The sequence below is a fragment of the Corynebacterium sp. c3Ub_189 genome (assembly GCF_039907195.1).
In the GTDB taxonomy this organism is placed as follows: domain Bacteria; phylum Actinomycetota; class Actinomycetes; order Mycobacteriales; family Mycobacteriaceae; genus Corynebacterium.
On the sequence record NZ_JASBOF010000010.1, the window covers coordinates 22,890 to 42,971 of the forward strand.

General features: G+C 53.9%; 18 protein-coding genes and 1 tRNA gene. 13 read left to right on the top strand and 6 right to left on the bottom strand.

Going from position 1 to position 20,082, the window contains the following annotated elements; all coding sequences use genetic code 11:
* Nucleotides 1-18 precede the first annotated feature (18 nt).
* The 4 genes from QKD99_RS06325 (at nt 19) to QKD99_RS06340 (ending at nt 4,484) form a co-directional block, all read left to right on the top strand.
* Complete coding sequence (locus tag QKD99_RS06325) at nt 19-606, top strand: YdcF family protein (RefSeq protein WP_347951005.1); 588 nt, start codon at nt 19-21, stop codon at nt 604-606.
* 133 nt (nt 607-739) lie between these two features.
* Nucleotides 740-1,381: an ABC transporter ATP-binding protein gene (locus QKD99_RS06330; RefSeq protein WP_347951006.1), complete on the top strand. Its 642-nt coding sequence runs from the start codon at nt 740-742 to the stop codon at nt 1,379-1,381.
* Complete coding sequence (locus tag QKD99_RS06335; protein WP_347951007.1) at nt 1,378-3,141, top strand: ABC transporter permease; 1,764 nt, start codon at nt 1,378-1,380, stop codon at nt 3,139-3,141. The genes QKD99_RS06330 and QKD99_RS06335 overlap by 4 nt, the downstream gene beginning before the upstream one ends.
* Before the next feature lie 50 nt (nt 3,142-3,191).
* On the top strand, nt 3,192-4,484 hold the full coding sequence (locus QKD99_RS06340; RefSeq protein WP_297552616.1) for a deoxyguanosinetriphosphate triphosphohydrolase: 1,293 nt from the start codon (nt 3,192-3,194) through the stop codon (nt 4,482-4,484).
* A gap of 149 nt (nt 4,485-4,633) precedes the next feature.
* On the opposite strand, the gene QKD99_RS06345 is transcribed toward QKD99_RS06340, so the two are convergent.
* Nucleotides 4,634-4,867 (bottom strand): barstar family protein, encoded by a 234-nt coding sequence (locus tag QKD99_RS06345; protein WP_297552618.1) that lies wholly within the window; start codon nt 4,865-4,867, stop codon nt 4,634-4,636.
* Between the two features lie 2 nt (nt 4,868-4,869).
* A complete protein-coding gene (locus tag QKD99_RS06350) occupies nt 4,870-5,331 on the bottom strand; it encodes a ribonuclease domain-containing protein (RefSeq protein WP_347951008.1) in 462 nt (153 codons plus the stop codon).
* A gap of 212 nt (nt 5,332-5,543) precedes the next feature.
* On the opposite strand from QKD99_RS06350, the gene dnaG reads away from it, so the two are divergent.
* Entirely contained in the window at nt 5,544-7,466 is a 1,923-nt protein-coding gene (dnaG, locus tag QKD99_RS06355) for a DNA primase (RefSeq protein WP_179386822.1), read from the top strand.
* Between the two features lie 79 nt (nt 7,467-7,545).
* Here the strand turns inward: dnaG and QKD99_RS06360 are convergent, their stop codons facing one another.
* The gene (locus QKD99_RS06360) at nt 7,546-7,827 is read right to left on the bottom strand and encodes a hypothetical protein (RefSeq protein WP_005324241.1); all 282 of its coding nucleotides are present in this window, start codon (nt 7,825-7,827) and stop codon (nt 7,546-7,548) included.
* A 156-nt stretch (nt 7,828-7,983) separates the two neighbouring features.
* On the opposite strand from QKD99_RS06360, the gene QKD99_RS06365 reads away from it, so the two are divergent.
* The 4 genes from QKD99_RS06365 (at nt 7,984) to QKD99_RS06380 (ending at nt 11,510) form a co-directional block, all read left to right on the top strand.
* The gene (locus QKD99_RS06365) at nt 7,984-8,133 is read left to right on the top strand and encodes a hypothetical protein (RefSeq protein ID WP_347951009.1); all 150 of its coding nucleotides are present in this window, start codon (nt 7,984-7,986) and stop codon (nt 8,131-8,133) included.
* Between the two features lie 163 nt (nt 8,134-8,296).
* Nucleotides 8,297-9,538 carry a phosphatase PAP2 family protein gene (locus tag QKD99_RS06370; RefSeq protein WP_347951010.1) on the top strand — a complete coding sequence of 414 codons (1,242 nt, stop codon included), beginning with the start codon at nt 8,297-8,299 and terminating at the stop codon, nt 9,536-9,538.
* Between the two features lie 86 nt (nt 9,539-9,624).
* Nucleotides 9,625-10,806: a UDP-N-acetylglucosamine 2-epimerase (non-hydrolyzing) gene (gene wecB, locus QKD99_RS06375; protein ID WP_347951011.1), complete on the top strand. Its 1,182-nt coding sequence runs from the start codon at nt 9,625-9,627 to the stop codon at nt 10,804-10,806.
* A 38-nt stretch (nt 10,807-10,844) separates the two neighbouring features.
* A complete protein-coding gene (locus QKD99_RS06380; protein ID WP_347951012.1) occupies nt 10,845-11,510 on the top strand; it encodes a DUF1707 domain-containing protein in 666 nt (221 codons plus the stop codon).
* 436 nt (nt 11,511-11,946) lie between these two features.
* Here QKD99_RS06380 and QKD99_RS06385 read toward each other — a convergent pair.
* Nucleotides 11,947-12,019 (bottom strand) — tRNA-Asn (locus QKD99_RS06385).
* 215 nt (nt 12,020-12,234) lie between these two features.
* Here QKD99_RS06385 and wecC point away from each other — a divergent pair.
* From wecC to QKD99_RS06405, 4 genes are all read left to right on the top strand, one after another.
* On the top strand, nt 12,235-13,500 hold the full coding sequence (wecC, locus tag QKD99_RS06390) for a UDP-N-acetyl-D-mannosamine dehydrogenase (RefSeq protein ID WP_347951013.1): 1,266 nt from the start codon (nt 12,235-12,237) through the stop codon (nt 13,498-13,500).
* 189 nt (nt 13,501-13,689) lie between these two features.
* A complete protein-coding gene (locus tag QKD99_RS06395; protein WP_347951014.1) occupies nt 13,690-14,985 on the top strand; it encodes a glycosyltransferase family 4 protein in 1,296 nt (431 codons plus the stop codon).
* 1 nt (nt 14,986) lies between these two features.
* The gene (locus tag QKD99_RS06400) at nt 14,987-16,414 is read left to right on the top strand and encodes a glycosyltransferase family 4 protein (RefSeq protein ID WP_347951015.1); all 1,428 of its coding nucleotides are present in this window, start codon (nt 14,987-14,989) and stop codon (nt 16,412-16,414) included.
* Complete coding sequence (locus QKD99_RS06405; protein ID WP_347951016.1) at nt 16,415-18,310, top strand: glycosyltransferase; 1,896 nt, start codon at nt 16,415-16,417, stop codon at nt 18,308-18,310.
* Here the strand turns inward: QKD99_RS06405 and QKD99_RS06410 are convergent.
* Both QKD99_RS06410 and QKD99_RS06415 read right to left on the bottom strand, forming a co-directional pair.
* A complete protein-coding gene (locus QKD99_RS06410; RefSeq protein WP_347951017.1) occupies nt 18,295-19,143 on the bottom strand; it encodes an ABC transporter ATP-binding protein in 849 nt (282 codons plus the stop codon). The genes QKD99_RS06405 and QKD99_RS06410 overlap by 16 nt on opposite strands.
* The gene (locus tag QKD99_RS06415) at nt 19,133-20,080 is read right to left on the bottom strand and encodes an ABC transporter permease (protein WP_347951018.1); all 948 of its coding nucleotides are present in this window, start codon (nt 20,078-20,080) and stop codon (nt 19,133-19,135) included. Before QKD99_RS06415 ends, QKD99_RS06410 begins: the two co-directional genes overlap by 11 nt.
* Between the last annotated feature and the right edge of the window lie 2 nt (nt 20,081-20,082).

Here is a 20,082-nt window from a genome sequence, read left to right on the forward strand (position 1 = left end):
AGGTAGTGTGGTGGGGCAGTGAAGTACGCAATTGTTTTAGGAACCGCCCAATACGATGGCCGCCCCTCCCGCATCCTGGCCGGCCGCCTGCGCCACGCCGGCGAGCTCGCCACCACCGAGGGGCTGGAGGTCATTACCGTGGGCGGCAAGCTGCCCGGGGATAGGTTTACGGAGGCCGGCGTCGGCCGCACCTTCCTGCGCGAGCACTTCCCGCACCTGACCGTGCACGCGGTGGAGGAGGGGATGGATACCCGCAGCTCCCTCAGCGCGGTCAAGGAAGCCTTCGCGCTTTCCGACGCCACCATCATCACCGATCCCCTCCACCGCCTGCGCACCGTGCTCATCGCCCGCCAAGAGGGGATCACGGCCACCGTCTCCGGCACGCCGTACTACCCGGCCGCGCGCTTTTCTAAGCCCTGGTGGCGCTACCTTGCCCACGAAACCGGTGGCGTGGCCTATGCGTTGGTGGCCGGCCTGCTTCCCGCTCGCGGTGCCGCGGCGCTGCGCAATGGTTTCTACCGCGTGGAGCAAGTGCTGCGCCCCAATCAGAAGCTGCGGCATGAGACGATTCAGCGGGAAGATAGGAATACTTTTCCACGGCGATAAGAAAGATCGCATGATATTCTGCAGGCTGACGAAACATTTCTAGGGGAGAAGGGTTTCTTTTCCGCTACATCAGGAAATAACACCGAGCCATGTTGGTCAGCGCTGAAATGCTACGAAGCCTCAGGAGCAAAGCATGTTAAAACTGGAAAACCTATCTGTGAAACTAGGCAGGAGAAGTAGTCCGCTATTCTCTATCAGCTCTGTGCATGAGCCGGGGACCCTCACTTGGATTCGAGGCACCTCTGGGTCCGGCAAATCCACGCTGCTTCGCGTTATCTCTGGCCTCCAGAAGCCAACATCAGGATCCGTCAATATTTTCGGACATGATTTATGGAGCTCATCCGCTCGAAGCAGAGATCAATTTCGAGCTAAATCGATGGGAATAGTGTTTCAAGATTCCGGCGTAGTGCCCTGTTTGACAATCGACGAAAACCTTTCCTTCGCGCAAGGGCTAAGCGGAGTGACCGCAGACTCGGATGCTAATAGCTCTTTGCTAGCTCAACTCAATATGAGTGAATACGGAGCCTTTCTACCGCACGAGCTTTCAGTGGGACAACGCCAACGCGCGGCCATAGCAACGGCAATGTCTAAAAAGCCCCAACTCGTTTTCGCAGACGAACCGACGAGTGCATTGGATGAGGACAACGCATATTCAGTGTTGCGATATCTGCATAATTACATTGTAAGAAACCACGCAATCGCCTTGGTAGTTTCCCACGATGACCGTTTAGCGCAGTTTTGTGATCAGGTTTTGGAAATCGGGGTAAACCAATGAATTTTCGCGCTGTGGAAGCGAAGATCCGTAAAAGCACATTTGCGGAGAGTATCCCGCTACTAGCTACCTCGTTTGTGCTCATCTTCTTTGTCTGCCTGTTAGTCTCCACAGTAGCGGCGGACAAGGTAGCCGAATCTATGGCAATGGGGATGACGTATTCGGCGTTCGTATCGATCATTCCCTTTGCTCTGGCACTCAAATATTGCTTAAGGCATGTGGTGGAGGGGAGACGCCACCACTATGAGGCCCTTCGTTCATTTGGGCTAGCATTAAAACGAATTCGGCGAGCGTTATTTCTTGAGCTACTTATAGTTTATTTTTTCTTTTCAATAGTTAGCGCAGTTTTGGTTCCAGTGCTAATGAAGCCAATTTTCCTGGTTCTATATTCGGATTTTGGCATTGATCTTCCGCAAGGACTTCCTTCGCCGCTGCTCGTCGCTGTGATCACATGGTGTGCGATCGCTTGCCTGAGTTTCGTTCTTCTCCAACAGGAGACGAGAGTTTTGGAAGATTTGAGCCAAGGCCCAGCTCGCATAGATCCAAAACCAAGGAATCCGCGGGCTGCAGAACTCCTTCGATATCCTCTAGGGATAGCGGCCAGTGTTGTATTGCTGGTGGGATTTGTGGCGATGCCCCAGGCGGATCCGTCTAGTAGGTGGCCGATGATTTTCGTCTACTGCGTCCCCTTCTTGGTGAGTGCTGCTTCTGTATTTTTCTACGCAGTTGTCTTATATTTCGCCGAATATCTCTCCCTCAAGATTAGGGGATGGGATCCTCCGATTTTAGGAGTCCGGTATGCGCGGTCTTTTATCGCCGCTACTACATTGCGGGTCTCTTGTGTTTTTATCTTGTTTCCCATCATTCTTTTTATTGTGAATGATTCAGCCCTCTACTCAGCAAGAGAAGAGTTGGCTGACAATGTAAGGGACGTCTATGTAGGGGCGCCGCAGGATGGACAAACTTTCGGCACCTCCGCCGCTAAAAACGTTTGTCAGGACCACGCCGCAGATTGCCTAGGAGTTCTTAGCTGGGTTCCTGCTGTCCAAGACTCGGGAGAGCTCCAGCCTTCCACTATGGAAGACGGAGCTGTCTTTGCACTAGTAGAAGATAGGAACGGAGCAGTAGGTTCCTTGGTCAAAGACCAAGGAGTAGTTGAAACGGACCCCCGATCTCCATTTGATCAAACGTGGATGCGGCCATGGGATAAAACCTTTAATGCTGAAGCAGATCCTACTTGGGGAGCGGGCGAAAGGAAAGATGAAGGGTATGCTGTAGCAATTTTTTCGAAGCAAGTCGAATTGAGCGACAGTCAAGAGATGGAGGTTGTAGGTGCTCAGCAATGGGCAGAAAACCTACCTTCAACGTTGCTTTACGGTCCAAACGGTACTGGTACAAGCGAATTTATCCCGTTGTTCGCCTACGTGATTGTCGGGGGAGCAGTTCTCATCTTCGGACTGGCGTTGGCTCAACAAGGTCGACTCATTCGCTTCACTAAGACCATTTGGGAACAAGGCGTCTCACTTGCTGAAGCGCACAGGAACAGGAAATTGGCTAATTGTTTGCCTTCGGCTTTTGCTTTGGCCTTATCGCTAGGATCAGCCGCTCTACTGGGCACATATATGCATTCTTATATATCGCATAAACTTGTACTGCACTTTCCAGCTGTCCCGTTTGGACTCATACTTTTCCTGGTGGTAGTTGTGGGCTTGGCTGCTGTGGGCAGCAACTTTGTGAAAGGCCCGCAGCCTGCTAAAAACTAGGCGGCCACGTTGCTCACCCCAAAGGCCAGTTCACGGAATAAGCTTGGGTCGTGTCCTATTCTTATTCCGCGCCCGACTTCGCCCGCTTGGCCGATGAAAAGCCGAAGGGCTCAGCTTTCCATACCGTGGAAGAACATCGCGGCGTATTCGCCCGCGACCGCGCCCGTGTGCTGCATTCGGCAGCCCTGCGGCGCTTGGCCGATAAAACTCAGGTCGTCGGCCCGCGCGATGGCGATACTCCACGCACCCGCCTGACCCACTCGCTGGAGGTGGGCCAAATCGCCCGCAGCATTGGCTCCGGGCTCGGCCTCGATCCCGATCTTTGCGATATGGCCGGTCTTACCCATGACATCGGCCACCCGCCCTATGGCCACAATGGCGAGAATGCGCTCAATGAAGTTGCCCTTAACGGCTTCGAGGGCAACGCCCAAACCCTGCGTATCCTAACCCGCTTGGAGCCCAAGGTCATCGTGGACGATGCCCACGGCGAACCCCAAAGCTTTGGCCTCAACCTCACCCGTGCGGCCCTCGACGGCGCCTGCAAATACCCGTGGACCAAGACCAACCCGGATGGCACCACCAACCGCAAGTACGGCGCCTACGACGAAGACGCGCACCTTTTGGACTGGCTGCGCGAAGGCCATACCGATAACCGCAAGTGCATCGAGGCCCAGGTCATGGACTGGTCCGATGACATCGCCTACTCCGTGCACGACGTGGAAGATGGCATCATCTCCCGGCGCATCTCTTTGAACGTGCTCTGGGACTTAGTGGAGCTCGCCCAACTAGCAGAAAAGGGCGCCAAGGCCTTCGGCGGCACCGCCGATGAGCTCTTGGAGGCGGCCGATAGCCTGCGCAACTTAAGCGTCATCAACGCCATCGGTGACTTTGACTATTCCTTGCGCGACTACGCCAACCTGAAAAAGATGACCTCGGAGCTCGTCGGCCGCTACGTCGGCGCAACCGTTGGCGCCACCAGCGAGGCCAATGCTGATCTCATCGCCTCCAATGGACTTGGCCGCATGCACGGCAACCTCATCGTACCCAAGCGAGCCGAAGCCGAAGTAAAACTGCTCAAAACCATCGCCGTCCTCTACGTCATGGACGAGCCCGCCCACCTCGCACGCCAAGACCGCCAACGCGAGCGCATCTACCGCGTCTACGATTACCTCGTCGCCGGCGCCCCCGGCTCCCTCGACGCCACCTTCCGCCTGTGGTGGGAGCAGGCCGATACCGACGCTGCCCGCGACCGCGCCATCATCGACCAGATCGCCTCCATGACCGAGTCCCGCCTGGAGCGACTGGCTCGCCGGAGCGCGGAGTTGTCTGGGTTCCTCAGCTAAACCTGGCCCACCCAGCACCGCTAGAGTTAGGTCGAAACTCATCGGGCCGATCTGAGCGCGAAAAGGCCGAATTGAGGGCTCACAACCCTCAATTCGGCCTGATATCTATGGACCTAACGCCCCCAGCCCCAGTCCAGGGGCCCGAGTCGCTAGCGCACCAACTTCACTCCCTGATCCTCCAAAACGGTGGCAACTCCCTCCAACTCCGCGTCTGCGATTTCCATGTCGGAGGCAATGATGACGGTGGTGCGCTGCTCGCGTAGGAAGTCCGCGAGGTCATCGAGGTTGCGGGGGCCGCAGTCCTCGCAGCCGGGGGTGCGGCCTAGCGCGTTGAAGAAGTCCGCGCGGGTGCGGATGTGTTCAGTAATGAGGATGCGTTGCATGATTACTCCTCCGCGTCTGGGATAGAACAGAAGCTTTCATAGTGGTCATCGGTGTAGTACCACACGTCTGGGTCGGTCTCGCTGCCGCCGCCGGTGATGATGCGGCGGGCGCCGCGGTTCTTGCTGCCCGGGGTTTCTACCGTGTATTCGCGGTAATAATTCATGTCCTGCTGCGGCAGGCGTCCCTCGTAGTTGCCAAAGCGGGCGTTGTCATTATCCGGGTAGTCGTAGGGTCCACCGGCCAAGATGTCGTCCGCGGTGTCCTTCGCCTCGGCGGGGAGGGAGGACATCTCGCAAGTATCGGCGTCGCCAGCCTTAGCGCCTCCTGCGGACTCAGACGGTGAAGAAGCAGAGGAATCATCATTGCCGCCGAGGTCGAAGCCGAAGTAGCCTGCAACGACGGCAATCACAAGGCCGCCGAGGGCTACTGGGAGCGATTTCTTAGACGCTTGGGACTTGGGCATACCTTTATTCTTGCAGGTGCAGCGACAAATACCGAAATCGGCCGGCACTCTCAACAAGGCCAAAAATTCCCCCGTCACGGGGGGTAGGTAAAGGCATGCGGAATATACCCCATCAGAGGGTAATTTCCGCCCAAACCGTGAACCCACAGGCACCACACCATCCTGGCCCAGCCATTTGAACATTCCCGCCGCGCGCGGGGTAGTCTGTACGCATGGCAAAAGGCAGAATTCCGGACAGCGACATTCAAGCTATCCGTGAACGCGCGCCTTTAGAAGAGATCGTGGGCGAGTACGTTCAGCTCAAGCCCGCCGGACACGATTCGCTCAAGGGCCTGAGCCCCTTCAAGGATGAAAAGACCCCGTCCTTCCACGTGCGCCCGCAGCGCGGTTACTATCACTGCTTTTCCACCGGCAAGGGCGGCGATGTCTTTAGCTTCCTGATGGAAATGGAGCAGGTCTCCTTCCCAGAGGCAGTGGAAGCGGTAGCGCAAAAGATCGGCTACCACATTAACTACCAGGGCGGTTCCACGGGCGCGCGCAATGAGAAGCCCGGCACGCGCCAGCGCCTCATCGCTGCGAATAAGGCGGCGCACGAGTTCTACCGCCAGCAATTGGAGACGCCGCAGGCGGCCACTGCGCGCGATTTCCTGCTGGATCGCGGCTTTTCCCGCGAGGTCATCTATGACTTTGAGTGCGGCTATGCGCCGGAGGGCTGGGATACCGCCACCAAGCACCTGCTGCGCTTGGGCTTTTCCTTCGAGGAACTGGAGGCGGCCGGTATCTCCAAGATGGGCAAGCGTGGTCCCATTGACCGCTTCCACCGCCGCCTGTTGTGGCCCATCAAGGACCTATCCGGCAACGTCATTGGCTTTGGCGCCCGCAAGCTTTTCGACGACGACAAGCTCGGCAAATACATGAACACCCCCGAGACCATGCTCTATCACAAGTCCAAGGTGCTCTTCGGCCTCGATCTGGCCAAGCGCAATATTGCCGATAACCACCAGGCCGTGGTGGTAGAGGGCTATACGGACGTCATGGCCATGTATGCGGCCGGTGTGAAAACCGCAGTGGCATCGTGTGGCACCGCCTTTGGTGGCGAGCACCTCCAGGTGCTGCGCCGGCTCATGCTGGATGATTCCTACTTCAACGGCGAGCTCATCTATACCTTCGACGGTGATGAGGCAGGGCAAAAGGCCGCCATGCGCGCGTTCGACGGCGAGCAGAAATTCACCGGCCAGTCCTTTGTCTCCGTGGCGCCCGACGGCATGGACCCGTGCGATCTGCGCCTGCAGAAAGGCGATGCCGCCGTGCGCGAGCTCATCGCGGACCGCATCCCCATGTTCGAGTTCGTCATCCAATCCGTCATCGCGGAGTACCGCATCGATACTGCGGAGGGGCGCCTGCAGGCCCTGCGGCGTGCGGTCCCCGTGGTGGCGCAGATCCGCGATCAGCCCTTGCAGCGCGAATATGCCCGCCGCCTTGCCGGTTGGGTGGGTTGGGCCAATCCGGAGGAGGTCCTCCAGCAGGTCCGCGCGGAGGCGCGCAAGCCCAAAAAGGCTGAAAAACCCACCATCCGCCGCTTTGATAACGCGAAGCAGCAGCCGGCGCAGCAGGACGTGCCGATGATCCATCCGCCGAGCCCCAAGGAAACCCACCTGTGGCCACAGCGCGAGGCCCTCAAGCTAGCCTTGCAGATGCCGCAGGTAGCAGGCTCGTACTTTGATGGCATTACTGCCGACGCCTATACCAACGACGCCTACCGCCTCGTCCGTCAAGCAATTTCCACCGCTGGCGGCGCCGCCCAAGGCGCGTCCATGCCGGCCGTGGAATGGATTGCCGCAGTGGCCGGCGAGATGCAGGATCTCACCGGCCGCAACTTCGTCTCCGAGCTTGCCGTAGAAGCAATCCTGCCTACCGACGTCGGCCCCGAAAAATACGCCGACTCCGTCCTTTCCCGCCTGCAAGAAACCGTGGTGGGCGATCAGATCGCCCAGCTCAAGGCCCGCCTCGGCCGCATGCGCCCTTCCGATGATGAGGCCAGCTATAACTCGCTCTTCGCCGACCTCGTTGCCCTCGAGCAGGCCCGCCGCGAGCTTAATGACCGCGCCTTCCGCGGCACGCCTCCCCAAGCATAAAAGTCTCCCCTCGGCACGAACCCAAATAAAGTGCGCGCCGAGGGGAGGGGAGAGACCTAAAGGCTAGATTGCTACCGCCCTAGTCCTCATCGGGCTCATAAATGCGGTCCGCATTATCTACCTGCGATCCGCGCAGCCGGCCCTTGCCCTTGCGCTTGGAGGACAAATCGCGAACCTCGCGCATGCGCGGTTCTGGGTCTAGGCGATTAGCCACCGCCTTGCGTGCCGAAGTAACAGCGGACTTAGTCACGGGGGAGTTGACGGCCTTTTCGTAGGCGCCCTTGATCTGGTGGTAGCGCTTGCGGCCAGCCTTAGTGCCAAAAACGTATCCTGCTGCGGCGCCGAAGACGAATTGGATCATTATCTAGCGTGTCCCCTTATTTCTGTGCGAGTAAAAGTTCCCCACCAGCCTACCGCGAAGCCTAGGCGCGCGCCGCCAGCCACGAGTGAGGGGTAGCGCTAACCCCGCAGTGGACTAGCGCTTTTCATGGCGCGGAATACGCGCTAGTTTAAGTGTGTGGAAAATAACAAGCGCAGGGATTCGGCGGCGGCCTCAGCAGTGGCGCTGGCCGCGCTTTTTACCGCGAGCATTTCTGTGGAATCCTCCGGCCACCAACCGGAGGCCGCCGCAGCGCACCAAGGCCCCAATTGGCCTGAAGAGTGCTGAGTGGTGGCCGCAAAGGTCTACCTAGCAATCCACAATTGTGCATGCGAGTTTAGCGTCGCGTTCACTTCCCCGTAACTTTAGCTGGATATTATTCGTGGGAATTTGATGCTAGTTAAAGGTTTCTACGTTGAACTATCGGAATAAACTTCGACCCGCAGCCCGCGTGTTCGTCCTCTGCGCAGCCACTGGACTGACTATAACCCTCGCACCGGCGGCCGCAGCCCTCCCCGTAACTGTGCCCCAGCTGCGTGAGCCCGTCACCCAGCGCACCTCCGGCGCAGCCCCAGTCCAGCACCCCGGCGCCCCAGTTCCAGAGCCGTTTAGCACGGACTATATCGCGGGCTTTGAATCCGATGTTTCGTCTTATCAATTTGGCAACTACTGGCAGGTAGTCCAGCTTTTTGACCACATCAAGGCCCAGCCGGAAATCCGCCAGGAAAATATGGACAAGGCCGTCGCTATCAACAACGCCGCAGCCGGTGACCCCGCTTTGATCCGGCGCGCGCAGGCCGATGCCAAGGCCAGCTCGACCAGCGTGCTCAACGCCGTTTCTGACTCGATGGGCAAGAACCTCGGCGGTGCCTTCCGCGCCGCCTTGGCTGAGCACCGCTTGCCCAAAACCGAATACCTTCTAGGCAATGGCTATGCGGCCCGCGCAGGCGGACTGGCCAATTCCACGATGTCAGAGAAGTACTACTTCAACTATCAACGCCCGTACCAGCGCGCGCCGCAAGCTATCAAGCGCTACGACGACGGCTCCACGGATCTCTATCCCACCTCGCCAGCCTTCCCTTCGGGCCATACCAATCAGGCAACGTGGATTACCACGCTGATGTCCTTCATGCTGCCCGAGGTAGGCCCACAGCTCATGCTGCGCGGAGCGGAGGCCGGCAACCACCGCGTTGTACTGGGCGTGCATTACCCGCTGGATGTCATCGGCGGGCGTATGACTGGCCAGGCCGCCGCGGCCGACCGCTTGAATGACAAGCGCATGCGCAACGCCCTGTGGCAAGCCTCGATGGAGGTGCGCAAAGAGATCAAGTGGCGCACCGGAAAAACGGTGGAAGAATTGGTGGCCCAAGATAGGCAAGAGGGCACCGACTACCGCTCCACCCAGGATGCGGTCGCCGAATATTCGAAGTTCATGGACTATGACTTCGCCCCGCGATACCGCACCGACGCCCCGATGGTCGTCCCACAGGCCGCCCCAGTGCTGCTAGCCGCATCCCATCCAGAGCTCAGCTGGGACCAGCGTGCCGAGGTGCTACGCCAGACCGCGCGCCCTGCCGGGAACCCGCTGGACTGGCAGGCAGAAGGCGGCTCCTGGCAGCGCCTCGACCTAGCCCGCGCCATGGCTGCCACGGTGACCATCGCCCCAGACGGCAGCGTGAGGGTCAGCGGTTAGCTATTCCAACAATGCGCGCGGGGGTACAACGCTCCCGCACATGGTTCAATGAAGAAGTGTCCCCATCAACCAAAAGGAAATGAGTAATGACTAAGCCCAAGGTAATGACCATCTACGGCACACGCCCGGAGGCCATTAAGGTCGCCCCTGTGATCAAGGCGTTGGATAATGATGAGCGCTTTGACTCTATTCCGGTTTCCACCGGTCAGCACAAGGAAATGCTGGAGCAGGTCAATTCCATGTTCGGCATCACCCCGAAGCATGACCTGGGCTTGATGAAGCCGGGCCAGGGGCTCAATGAGATTGTGTCCCGCGCGATTGCGGGTCTGGATTCCATCATTGAAGAAGAACAGCCGGATGTCATTATCTCTCAGGGCGATACTTCTACCGCCATGGCCGCAGCACTCGCTGGCTTTCACCGCGGCGTAAAAATTGTGCACTTGGAGGCGGGCCTGCGTACCGGCGATATCCACTCGCCGTTCCCAGAAGAGGCTAACCGTAAGCTCATCGGCCAGGTAGCCGAGCTGCATTTGGCTCCTACCGCTGGTTCGATGGAAAACCTGCGCCGCGAGAACGTGCGCTCCAAAGACATTGTGGTCACTGGCAACACAGTTATCGATGCCCTACTGGAAGCAGCATCCTGGGACACCAAGTTCGAGGATCCAGCTCTGCAGGAAGCTGCAGATTCGGACAAGCGCCTTGTCGTTGTGACCACCCACCGCCGCGAGAATCTGGAAGCTATGAAGGAAATCGGTGGCGCAGTCAAGGATCTGGCTGAGGCCTACCCAGAGATCAACTTCGCTCTGCCGCTGCACCTAAATCCCAAGGTACGCGAGGCAGTTCTTCCAGAGGTTGAGCACCTGCCGAATATCATCATTACCGATCCACTGCCGTACGACCAGTTCACCCAGCTGCAAAACCGCGCGACCATCATCCTTACTGATTCCGGCGGAGTCCAGGAAGAGGCTCCCGCGCTGGGCAAGCCGGTTCTGGTTATGCGTCAAAATACTGAGCGCCCCGAGGCCGTTGTCGCCGGCACCGTGAAGCTGGTGGGTACCAACCGTGAGCTCATCGTGGCCGAGGCTAAGCTTTTGCTTTCCGACGACGCTGCTTTCCAAGCCATGGCCAACGCTGTTAACCCCTACGGCGATGGCAAGGGCGCGCAGCGCGCCGTCGCCGCTATCGCGGAGCTGACCGGAGTAGGCGAGCGCGTAGACGACTTTCTGCCCGAGGTTAATTCCTCCAAGGCCGCCCAGAATAGGAAATAACCTGCGCATGAGGGAGATATAGCGGATATCATAGTGGTATGAAACCGCTAGATATCCGCTGTAATCACCAAGAGCGCATGAAGGCCGCAGACATCCTAGGAGATGCGCTGTCGGCCGGTCAGATTGACCTCGATGAATTTGAAAAGCGTTCGGCAGCGTGCGAGCAGGCTACAACCCGAGGCGAGCTCATTGAGCCGCTTGCTGACCTCGTAGAGATCCCAGAGGTGCTTCTCTTCGGTGGCCAGAGTGAGGTGGCGACCGTATATTCCGGCGATCAGGAATCCAACGCCATTGCCAAGGTGCAGCAGGCCATAAAGCAGATTCAGCCTTCGGTCGGCCAGCCCCAGTCCCTAGCACTGGGAATCTTCGGCGGCTCTACCGTCAATGGTGGGGCAGTGGCACGCACATTAACCGCTGTAGGAGCCTTTGGCGGCGTGGACATCGACCTCACTGGAGTTGCTTTGCGCAACCGTACAACCACCATCAATGCCGTAGGAATCTTCGGCGGGGCGGATGTCTACATCCCCGAAGGTTTCCGAGTCCGCGTCGGCGGTTTCGGGCTCTTTGGCGGCCACGATCTCAAGGTTGAGCACGGCGCCATCCACCCGAATGACCTTCCGGTAGACGCGCCCGAGATTATCGTGAATTGTTTCAGCCTATTCGGTGGAGTGGATGTGCATGTGGGGCGCCGTTACGGTGCGTAGAAATTACTATTTTCGACGAGTAGAAGACGATTGTGGTCTTCATTGAGAGTGCGACAATCTTTGGCTGCCGAGTTCTTTTGGGGACTTTCTTGTCGCACTCCTGAGTTGTTTTAGGGGTGCGTACAACGAGTAGATCGCGAGTCTGTTCCTCGTTGGCTCCTGAGCTCTGGTCGTCCACTGCGGATTGGCCGGTGAAGTGTTGGATGACAGCGGATGCATCAGCAAAGGAATTGAGAGCAGAGAAATTTCAATGATCCACTCTCAACAAGGGGGATGATTTGTGGACATCTTTTCGGTAGGTGCGAAACCCAGTTGACGTTCAGTTAGTCATCTTAAACTTCCAAGTGACTTTGTAGGGTGGGAGTATCACTAGTAGGCACCTGGGTGTAGATAGCTAAAAACACCGCCAAGAGTTTTACTTGGCGGTGTTTGCTTGCTCCTCCAACTGGGCTCGAACCAGTGACCCTTCGATTAACAGTCGAATGCTCTGCCAACTGAGCTATGGAGGAATATACGATGTACTTCGAACTCGCTGTTCTCTGTGCAACGAGAATTAACTATATAGGGGACGAAGGGTTAGGCACAAATCGCCTGTAAGAGGCTAATAAACGGGGTTAAATGAAGGCGGTGTGGTGCTCGCCGAAGAAGCGGTAAGACTGTCCCACTGAGCGAGGCTTAGATCCCGTGTAGGGTATGGGCTTGAAAGTATTTTAGAAAGGTATTCATGCATTCTGAAAAGTCTCCCCAGACATTTGAAAAAGTTTGTGTGGTCGGTTTGGGCTATATCGGGTTGCCCACCGCTGCGTTCATTGCTTCCAAGGGAGTTCATGTCACCGGCGTTGATGTGAATTCTAAATTCGTAGAGTCAATCAACAAAGGGGAAGTACCTTTCTTTGAGCCAGGGTTCGATGTTCTTCTCAAGCGAGTAGTAGATGAAGGGTACTTGGTAGCCCAGACCGAACAGGTTGAAGCGGATGCATATATCGTCTGCGTTCCTACTCCTTTCAAGGAAGACCACAAGGTTGATACCAAGTTCATCAATTCCGCGGTTGAGGCTATGGCCCCGCACCTGCGTCCTGGTGCATTGGTTGTTTTGGAGTCTACTTCTCCTCCAGGAACTACCGAAGATATGGCGAATTACATCCTTGAACTTCGGCCTGACCTGTCTCTCGATGAAGACGACGAAAATGCAATTTTCGTAGCCCACTGTCCGGAGCGAGTGCTGCCGGGGCAGATTATGGAAGAGATGGAAAACAATGACCGCGTCATCGGTGGTTTGACCCCACGGGGTACACAGCTTGCTGTTGATTTGTATGGCACCTTCTGTACTGCTGAATTGCTGCAGACCAATGCCACGACAGCTGAGATGGCGAAGCTCACCGAGAATTCCTTTAGAGATGTGAACATCGCATTCGCTAACGAGTTGTCGCTGATCAGTGACCGCTTGGGAATCGACGTGTGGGAGCTCATCGAGCTGGCTAACCATCATCCACGAGTAAACATCCTGCAACCGGGCCCTGGAGTTGGTGGCCACTGCATTGCAGTCGATCCCTGGTTCATTGTCTCCTCCGTTCCTGAAGAAGCGAAGATTATCAAGATGGCTCGAGACGTTAATGACGGAAAGCCAGCTTGGGTAATTAAGCAGGTTAAGGCTGCGCTTGAGGGTAAAGAGAGCTCCACGGTTGCGGCGCTTGGTATTGCCTTTAAGAACGATATCGACGATCTTCGAGAGTCCCCTTCGCTGAATATAGTGAAAACGCTTGGCGAGGAGAATCCAGAGCTAGATATCCGAGTAGTCGAACCGAATGTTGCGGAGTTGCCTGATTCGCTTTCCTCGGTACCTAACCTGAAAAAGCAGGAATTAGAAACTGCAGTACAAGATGCAGATGTGGTTCTACTCTTGGTTAACCACAAGGAGTTTCTCCAGATGGACACTTCCCTGCTTGAGGGGAAGTCAGTTATTGACACTAAGGGTATCTGGCGCTCTTAATAGGAACGACTGGGAGGCGCCAAAATAGTTTGGCGCCTCCCATCTTTACGAAGTTGAAGTACTCCCCAAGCCATGTTCCTTTCAAACCGTGGCTTATACTGTTCTAATAGGCGCAAAATGGTCTTTGAGTAGACACTTTTGGTTTGGATGATAGTTCCCTTTTGGTCTGAGCGAAGGTGGGAGCCTTTCTTGAAAATCCTGGTGATATCGCAGTATTGGTATCCGGAAAATGGCGTACCTCAACGGCGTTGGACTTGGCTTTCAGATCTACTTAGGGACGAATTTGCACTTGAAGTCATCGCTCCACCTCCGCACTATCGTAGGAATCTGAAGCTTTTAGCTTGGGTGAGACAGGTTGTTGGACGTGGCTGGAAAGATTTAGAGCTTGGTCCCTCAGGTGAAAGAATTCATCGAACCTTTTTCATTCCAAGTGGAAATTCATTAACGCAGAAGGCGTTTAATCAGCTTACGGTCGCCATGGGCATGATGCTAAAATTGTCCGTTTTGAGTGTCAGCAATTCTAGTAGAAAGCCAGACGTAATCATTGGCACCGTACCTGCGTTGCCTACGGCCGTAGTTACTTATTTTGCGTCGAAGGCTTTGCGTACTCCGTACGTAATTGATCTGCGCGACGCTTGGCCAGATCTTCTTTCTCAATCTGACCAGTGGAATAGAAGTGTCGGCTCCCGCTCGTTTCGAGAATTGCTTCTTTCACATGGACCACTACAGGGTGCTTCATGGTTGACGGACCGATCGGTTAACTGGGTTCTTGAACATGCGAGCGGAGTGATGGTGACCTCGAGCCACCTGGAAGAAAACCTAAGGAGTAGATTTTCCAATAGGGGCCGTGAACTACCCCTAGTAACTATCCGGAATGTGTTCCCCTCGCGAACTGATTTTGTACACCATTATGAGAATGAAGATGACAAGGGGACATTGAATGTCCTTTACGCAGGGACCATTGGTAGAGCTCAAAACCTTGCCAATGCCGTTGACGCGGCGAGGATTGCTGCTACTGCGGGTGTCGACGTTCATTTGAGATTTGTTGGTGCTGGGGCAGCGAAGGAAGCTTTGAGCGAAATGGCTGAGGAACTCAACGTTCATGCCGAATTCTATTTTCGTCGGCCAGCTGATGCGCTTGATGAGCATTACGAATGGGCTGATACTGCGTTGGTGCATCTAACCGATTGGGAGCCTCTAAAGCGAGCCGTTCCTTCAAAAACTTACGAGCTAATGTCATCCGGTCTACACATTTCCGGTGTAGTGGCGGGAGAAGCCGCGGAAATCATTGAAACCTGTAATGCAGGTGAAGTTGTTCCTCCTGAGAAGCCCGAAGAGCTTGCCGCCTTGTGGGTACGGTTGGCAAAAAATCCTAGTCAACTCCGTGTAGGAAGTTCAGGCAGAGAATGGGTCGAAAAAGAAAGGACTAAAATCGCCCCAGAAAAACTTCATTCCTTCATTCGTAACGTTCTTGGAGATAAGTAGGATGTGGCTTCGTCCCTACTTTTCCCTTCCATCTACCATCATCAGCCTGTTGTGGGAAAATCCCATCGAATTCTCTCTAAAGGTACAGCAGCGGTTTGGTATTCGCTTTTGGGGGGCCTCCAATAAAGAAACTTCTGCGCCTTCTTGGAGTACCAAGGAACCACGTAATTATGAATTGCCGGGACAAATTCATCGAAGCATGCGGCGCTCCAAAGATGAGCGGAAGGCAGTACTGTATTTTGCCAATAATTCGGCGCCCTATACACAATCGGGTTACACCGTACGGACTCATGGGATGCTCAGGGCGTATAACAAAACAAACTCAAGAAAGATAATTTGCGTTACTCGTTTTGGCTATCCTGTGGTCGTGGGCCGCATCCCAAGGTCTCGAGAGGATGTTCTCGACGGTGTTACTTATCGTCGGATCATTCCGAGGATTTTCTTTCCAAGCAGTCGGCTTCGTGTTCGAGAGGAAATTCGAGAACTGACGAAAATTGCTGAATCAGAGCAGGTCGGAGTCATTCATACAACTACTGATTACAGAAATGCATACGTAGCATCTCAGGTGGCGAAGCGGCTTTCGATTCCGTGGGTTTATGAAGTGAGGGGAGAGCGGGAAAATACGTGGCTAAGCCAGTTTGAAGCTGTGGAGAGAAAGGCGGCTGCTGCGTCCGGATACTATAACTATGCCCACGAAAAAGAAATGGAAGCGGTGAGTAAAGCAGGCAGTGCCATTTTTCTCAGTGAGGTGGCAAAAGAAGATGCTGTTTCAAACGGAATTGACCCACGCCTGGCTTGGGTAATTCCAAATAGTCTGCCTGAAGGCGGTAAAGCCGCGGAAGGCCATGATTCGGCTCAAAAGCTAGTTTCATCATTGCTCGATGACAACAAGAAATATATTGGGACCGTGTCTAGTCTTGTGCATTACGAGGGCTTATCTATCGTTATACGGGCATTGCCCTACCTCCCAGAGGAAGTTAATGCTCTTTTTGTCGGTGATGGGATAGAGCGACATCGGCTTGAAGCACTCGCCAGATCATTGGGAGTACACGACAGGGTAGTTTTCGCTGGGAAGCAACCAACTGAATCGATAGGTGAGTGGTATCGTGCGCTTGACGTTTTTGTTGTACCACGAATTTCTAGCCTAGTTACTGCGAGGGTAACTCCAATCAAACCTCTAGAAGCCCTGCGAGTAGGAATTCCAGTCTTGGCATCAGATCTCCCAGCACTTCATGAAGTCACTGGAGAATTTGCGGTCTATTTTGCACCCGAGCTATTGGAAGATTTTGTAAGAAAGATAAAGATGATTCTTGACGGCAACGTCAAGATAGACCAAGAACGAGTTGACCAGTGGCTGCGCACCAGAACTTGGGAACATAACGTGAAGAAACTAGAAGCGTTGTATAGCGAACTGACCGGAGGTAAGTAGATGAATTTTGAATACTATTTGACCACTGTTCGCAGTGGTCTTACAAAAGCAGTTCGAAATACAAAGGCGAATGGAATTCGTAATACTCGGCAGAAGGCATTCAGGCTATTAAATAACAAACTGGTTTTGAGGAACGCTCACGACCCACTACATGTAAAGCCACTTCCTCCAAGTTTTAAAAGCCAACGCTTTGACTCTGTAAAAGTTGGAGTCATCATGGATGACTTTTCCCTCGAGGTATGGAGTGAAGAATTCCACACCATTCCCCTCGACCCAGAAAAAATTGAGTCACAACTGGCTGATGGGAATTCGCCGAAAATTGACCTTCTTTTCGTAGAGTCTTCTTGGAATGGAAACAACGGAAAGTGGAAATATCAACTCGCAGGACAGAACGCTCCCTCTGAAAAGCTGGGAGAGCTCGTTAGAGAATGCAAACGTTGGGGGATTCCGACGGCCTTCTGGAATAAGGAGGATCCGCCTCATTTCCACGATTTCTTGGGGACAGCAAAGCTTTTCGACGTAGTTTTTACCACCGCCGAAGAAAAAATTCCTGAATACATCGAAGAATTAGGGCATGACAGGATCTATTGTCTGCCTTTTGCAGCCCAGCCAAAGCTGCATAATCCCATCCGGCTCAGCGGCGATGAAAAGCCTGGAGATATTGCTTTTGCGGGTATGTATTTTAAGCACAAGTTCCGAGAACGCAGGGAGCAGATGGACTTACTCCTGGGCGCCGCCGCAGCAGTGGCTCCGCGGATGCAGGCAGGATTGGCTATCTATTCGCGATATTCAGGTGGTGATGAGCGCTATCAGTTCCCCGCGCCATTTGATAAGTACGTAGTCGGCGGCTTGCCCTACAAGAAAATGGTGTCGGCATACCGCCAACACAAGGTATTTCTGAATGTTAACTCGGTTGTGGACAGCACTTCGATGTGTTCAAGGAGAGTCTTTGAAATCTTGGCTTCCGGAACTGTCGTTGTAAGTACCCCCAGCGCCGCGATACATAAATTTTTTGACAAAGAAGAGTTGCCGACAGTGAGCGATGGAGTCGAGGCGCAACACCTGCTGCGAGCTCTAGTGAATTCGAAAGAACTGCGTGACCGAATAGTTCATAAAGCGCAGCGGAAAATTTGGGCTCTGCACACTTATGAAAAGCGAGCAAAGTTTGTGCTTGAAAAGACACTTGGTTTCGCTAACGAGCAGCCTGAAAAGCCGCGGATTTCAGTTATAAGTTCCACTAACCGGCCCAACCAAATTCGGCATTTGCTTGAACAAGTCGGGCGACAATGTGGTGTGGAAATTGAACTGTGCTTGGCACTTCACGGTTTTGATGAACAAGAAGTCGATCTTCCTCAACTGCAAGCGCAAAGTAATGTTCGAAATCTTAAAGTGGTGGAAGTTTCCTCCGCCGAGAGCCTGGGCAATTGTTTAAATCGCCTGGTTGAGCTTTCCACTGGCGACTTCATTGCGAAAATGGATGATGATGATGAATACGGCCGGCATTATCTTCTTGACCAGTACTTTTCCCTGAAATTCTCTGGGGCCGATCTTGTTGGCAAGCAGGCTGTGTATGTGTCCTTAGAGGAAAGCTCAATTATTGCGCTAAAAAACTCGGTAAAGGAACATCGTTGGACTGACTTCGTCGCAGGCCCAACCCTATTTGGTCCTCGTTCGACATTTGAAATTCACCGTTTTGAAGATAGAACAAATGGCGAAGATTCTGCCTTCCTTTCTAGCCTTGTAAAGGCAGGAAAGCGCATCTATTCTGCGGATCGCTTTAATTTCCTACAGGTCCGAGGAAAAACAAATCACACTTGGGGTTCTAAAGACCTAGAATTTTTAGCCAATAGCGAGGTAGTACTTTTTAATACCTTTAGAGATCATTTCGATTTCTGAGTGGAGCCCTTATTTAGGGCCCTTTCCGCTTCGTCGTCGAAGATTATCTTTGGCTCTTCGAATCTACTTCGCATCTTTTCGATGATGGCGTCTGCTTCTTCATCCTTCCCAGTCGCGGCGCGGTTACCCCAGACTCGGTAAGATTTAGCAACTTGTTGAGCAGGCCCATCAGCAATCATTTCTCCCTCGTGAAGCCAAATTGCCCGTGAGCAATGTTCCTGAATAGTGGTAGCACCATGGGACACCAAGAAAACGGTTCCGGCTGTGTCTAAGAAGTCGTTCATTCGCTCCTTGGCCTTTGCAGCGAATGTTGAGTCACCAGTTGATAGTGCCTCATCAATAAGGAGAATCTCCCGTTTGACTGACGTGGCAATCGCAAATTTCAAGCGAGCTGTCATACCCGATGAGTAGGTTTTTAGCGGTCTATCAATGGCGTCTTCAAGGTCCGCCCATTCAATTACGTTAGGAATAAGCTCGTTAACTTGATCAGGTTGAAGGCCCATAGCTAGTAGACCTAGCTTCGTATTATCGCGACCCGACATTTGCCGCTGGAGCGCAGCGGACACGCCCAACATGGTTGGTTTGGCGGAGACATAAACCTCACCTCTAGAGGGGGATTCTGCCCCAGCCATTAGACGAATCAGGGTTGATTTTCCCGAGCCATTTTTTCCTAAGATACCGATGGATTCGCCCGAGTGAGCAACAAAAGAAGCTGACTCCAGGGCGCGAACTTCCTTCATTCGGCTACGGAAAAGGCCTACATTGGACCCGTTTTTAGAAACGAAATAAGACTTGCCAAGCTTCCTGGCGACAACAGTTGTCTTATTTGACACTCGCGTACCTTTCTTCGGCCTTCCAGAAGAATATAAACCCAATGATAAGGAGCCCAAAACTCCAAGCAATCAAATGGATCCAGGAGGATAGATCAGGAAGCTTATTGTAGATCGTGACGTCTCTGCACGCCTGAAGGAAGATATACCCTGGATTGTTCTCCATGATTTTTTGCGCCGTCGGGCTACCGCTAAACCTATCGACAGAGAAAAACACACCTGAGGTGAAAAACAGCGCGCGGCTGAGAACACCGACTAGTGCTTTCAGATCTGGGATGAAAGCTGTTATCCGGGCAATGATAAAAATTACGCCCAAAATTAGTAGGTGGGCCAGGATATATAGGGGGATAATGAGAAAAATCTCCCAGGTGGGACCCTGTGGCCACTGGAAAGCGAAAGACAGGACAATTGAGATTATTGCGGGAGGAAGGTTGTCAATGAACTGCTTTGTAACTAAGGCAATAGGAAGCGCGGCTTTCGGGAAAGAAAATGAGGATATAAGGCCGTAACTGCTTTGAATGAGTTTCGTACCGCTATTTAAACCAGTTGTAATGAAGCCGAAGAAGATTACGCCAATCGTTAGGTATCCAAGAAAGTTATCGATGCCTCTTGAAGTCTTGAGGATGACACCGAAAATGAAAGCATAAATCATGACGTCGATAAGCGGCTGAATGATAATCCAGGCTCTACCGAGCAGTAAATCGCGAGATGACTTAAAGGCTTTGCTACGCGCGTCGAAATATATAAAGTGACGTAGCTTCCATAATTGGGAAACGTAATCTGAAAAGCGCGGGAGGGCGTTAATAGTCTCAAGGGGTTCGCGAGACACCAAGATTGCTGACTCTTTACCCTTTTCCAGTTCATTGCTCAGAACTAAGCTTTGTACATCTACTGAGCTGGAGGACTGGGCGTGTGTGCTCCTAGAACGGCGTCTAATCATGC